This is a genomic window from Ligilactobacillus acidipiscis DSM 15836 (assembly GCF_001435755.1).
Lineage (GTDB): Bacteria > Bacillota > Bacilli > Lactobacillales > Lactobacillaceae > Ligilactobacillus > Ligilactobacillus acidipiscis.
This window is the reverse complement of the sequence record NZ_AZFI01000193.1, coordinates 1-3,451: the sequence shown is the minus strand read 5'-3', so window position 1 is coordinate 3,451 and position 3,451 is coordinate 1. Positions and strand designations below refer to the sequence as shown.

General features: G+C 39.8%; 4 protein-coding genes. All 4 read right to left on the bottom strand.

Features of this window, described 5'->3' with window-relative positions:
* The coding region (locus tag FC65_RS09640; RefSeq protein WP_162257060.1) for a recombinase family protein at positions 1 to 336 on the bottom strand (336 nt) is incomplete at its 3' end.
* Between the two features lie 587 nt (positions 337 to 923).
* Positions 924 to 1,610 (bottom strand): ABC transporter ATP-binding protein, encoded by a 687-nt coding sequence (locus tag FC65_RS09635; protein WP_056972510.1) that lies wholly within the window; start codon positions 1,608 to 1,610, stop codon positions 924 to 926.
* 1 nt (position 1,611) lies between these two features.
* The gene (locus FC65_RS09630; protein ID WP_056972509.1) at positions 1,612 to 2,682 is read right to left on the bottom strand and encodes an FtsX-like permease family protein; all 1,071 of its coding nucleotides are present in this window, start codon (positions 2,680 to 2,682) and stop codon (positions 1,612 to 1,614) included.
* Positions 2,666 to 3,286, bottom strand: a complete 621-nt coding sequence (locus tag FC65_RS09625; RefSeq protein ID WP_056972508.1) for a TetR/AcrR family transcriptional regulator — start codon at positions 3,284 to 3,286, stop codon at positions 2,666 to 2,668. The genes FC65_RS09630 and FC65_RS09625 overlap by 17 nt, the downstream gene beginning before the upstream one ends.
* Positions 3,287 to 3,451: the final 165 nt, after the last annotated feature.

Below are 3,451 nucleotides of genomic sequence, written 5' to 3'. Positions count from 1 at the left end.
GGCAAAGGCACTAAAAATCGTAAAAATTAGATTACCTGTGGGCGTGTTGTCTATCGTGCCCATATTGAGAATTTGCACTTTAATCCCTTGGTCGAAAAGTTGTTGAATGATATCTAAGGCTTCTCTTGTGTTTCTGGCGAAACGATCAAGCTTGGTAATGATTAGCGTATCGCCAGTGTCTAACTTTTTTAGCAGTTGATTAAATTGGGGGCGTTGGGTAGTTGTCCCTGTAAATTTTTCCTGGTAAATTTTTTTAGCGCCTGCGTCTTGTAATTGTTTAATTTGATTTGCTAGTTTTTGGTCGGGTGTACTCACTCGTGCATAGCCGTATTTCATTGTATTTGCTCCCTTGCTTATGACCGTAAGTTATGACGTTCGTTTATGCCTTTTATTATAAGGGATAAAAAAAGGAGTCACAACTGTAAGTTATGACCTGTTTGATGTTTTTGATTTTAAGTGAGAATGAAGTCAAGTGCTAGGTGTGGAGATTTTTTTGTGGGCCTGGCAAAAAAATACGACCCGTTCTTGACGGAATGGAATACCACACTGATATGGTTGAAATCCCGCTCAAACTTACCCACTCACTCGCCGTGTGGCAGGAAAGCAAAGTTGGTTTAACTTTGGCTTTCAGCCTTTTCAGTGTGGCATTCCATTCCATCAAGAATCGTTTGTATTTTTTACAAAACTCCCCCAAAAACTCCACGTTTAGCACTTAAATGCATTATCACCAAAATAATTAGTAAATTGCAAATAAAAAGAGGCTAGTTTTGTCCCAGCCTCATTTTATTTGTTTGGCGAATCGATTTAAAAGTTATGAAAAATGATTCTCTCTTTCATCGCTGATTCGCAATTACAATTATATATTGAATGTTATTTTTGCCCACCCATGGCAAAATTCTAATTTGTCGCTGGATATGGCCACACTAATCTTCTTTAACTTTTCCCTGCTGTAAAATTCCATCGGTAATGGTATAAATCTGATCGACAAACTTTTCCAAGCGGGTATCATGAGTTACCACAATAACGGTTTTGCCCGTTAACCTGGTCAGGTCCTTAAAAATTTTCATTACTTCAAATGCCCGCTGTGAGTCCAGTGACGCTGTTGGTTCATCAGCCAATATCAGCTTGGGATCGGCATAAATAGCTCGGGCAATTGCTGCCCGCTGTCGCTGCCCGCCAGACAAATCGGCAGGATACTTGTCTAAAATTGTATCAATGTCTAGTCCGTCCAACACTTCAGCAAACGCACTGCGGTCCATGTTTGGTGTCCGTTTGATATGCTCAACTAATTCAAATTGCTCCCGGATTGTTAGATATGGGACCAAATTATACCCCTGCAATATGAACCCGATTTTATCCAACCGCATTTTTTCCATCTGATTACCGCTTAAATCGTGATAATTCTGGCCGTCAATAGTTAAAATTCCACTGTCAGGGGTCAGCAATCCACCAATTATTTCTAAAAAGGTACTCTTTCCTGAACCTGATGGCCCGACTACGGCGAGCAATTCGCCACCAGCGGCAGTAAACTGAACATTCTTTATTGCTTCTACTTTACTAAGCCCACTGCCGAAGGACTTAGTTATGTTTTTCATTTCAACTATGTTCATTCTAATAACCCCCAATCATTATCGCTGGATCGACCTTTTTGATTGTCCGCACAGGAATCAGCGAACCTAAAAGGGCCATCACTAAAAGCAATCCGGCTGCACCAGCAAGTAGTGGGTAGCTAAACGTCATTGGAACCGCTGCAGGCATAACCAACTGCGTTACGAGAGCTAAAATCCCACTAATCACTAGCCCGGTCAAAGTAATCACCCCGGCTTGCCCAACAGTATTTTTAATTAAATATCCTGTTAAAACTCCCTGTATTTTTAAGGTCGCAAAGAGCGGTAATTTCTGAATCGTCAAAATGTATAAGAAAATGGCAATGATGATCATTGTAATGATCAGCAAAAAGCCAATCATAAATTCAAAAGTCATATTCTGTGCGGTATAACCCGGCATTTGATTGATAAAATCAGCAATTGTTAATTTCTGTGTTCCCGCTGGGCGGCTGGAAACCGTTCCGTTTTTTACCACCAAAGCACTTAATTGACCATCTTTTTGCGCCCCATATTTAATTTGCCGCCACGTTGCTAAAGACGTATAAATAACTGGAGCAACACTCATTTTAGCATTCTTAGTGAAGCCAACAATTTTGACTTTTGGTCCATGAGCAGCGACCTTAATCGCATCACCGATTTTATAGCCGGCAGTGCGTAATCCTTCATCAACAACTGCTTCATTGTTTTTAGTAAATTTTTTCCCCTGGGTAATTTTTAATTCCCTATAAATAAATTGATCGGTTGAAACTCCCAGTAACTCCGCGGACGTTTTGCCTTGTCCATGAATCTTTTTGACAGCTACTGCTAATTCCCCCAGTTTACTAGCGTTACCGGTGACCTTGATCTTGGCTGACTGCTGTTTTGTAAGAGTGGAGCTTGCTAACACACCATTGGCATCACTGTTTAAAACAATATTGTCTGCTCGCCAGGAATCGACTGCCTGCCGGTTTTCCTGAGCTAACCCATACGCTAGACTCGTTAAAATAAATATCAGATAACTGATTAAAGCTACCACTGCGATAATCATCGAATAACGTAATTTATTATGCTTCATCTCTTTAATTGTCAAAAACATGTTTTTCATCCCCTTTTTTAACTAAACCAGCCTGGATGACATCCAGTAGGAATTTAAATTTTTGCAAACATTTTACACTGTCTTCGCCGCATAAGATCCTTTTAACGGTATCATGACTGACTTCCATTAGTAATTCGATAACCGCGGTCTTCTGCTGCCGGTCAGTAATCTGCTGTCCATTAATATTTAACTCAATGTTTGCTAAATAGTGCTCCCGTGGTGCATTTTGATGAACTCGTTTAAGGTAATACTGGTTAATCTCCCAGTATAGCCGATAAAAGTTGCGGTATGGTGAATCAGCGGTCTGCTTAACAAGCTTTTGTGTGTAAGAATAAAACGCTGCTAAAGAATTAGCCGGATTCTGCTGGAGTTCTTCTTTTAGTCCGACATGGATCGTGCTTAATGCGACACCCAAAGCGTAACGATAACTATCATAAATATCGGCAAAATATTTATAAAAAGCTCCCCGCGAAATATCAGCTTCTTTGATGATTCGTGCAACTTGTGCTTCCGAAACCGGGTATTGCGAAAACTCTGTCATTAATGCTTGAAAAATTTTTTCTTTTTTTACTTTTTTCAAGTTAGTAAACGTCTCGCTTGGCAAAATATCATCCCCTTAAAGTGACACCATGTCACTTTGAATTTACAAAACCAAGTATACTTTATTGGTGACACCGTGTCAACATTAAAGTAAAATTTTTATTCCCCATGTGCATTTGACCAAACATTGCGCTGTACTACGATAATAATTCCGGTTCTATAATATTTG

Bases quoted from the DNA above. Each gene is read 5' to 3' on its own strand.
- FC65_RS09635 (WP_056972510.1), bottom strand. From the start codon at position 1,610: ATGAACATAGTTGAAATGAAAAACATAACTAAGTCCTTCGGCAGTGGG.
- FC65_RS09630 (WP_056972509.1), bottom strand. From the start codon at position 2,682: ATGTTTTTGACAATTAAAGAGATGAAGCATAATAAATTACGTTATTCG.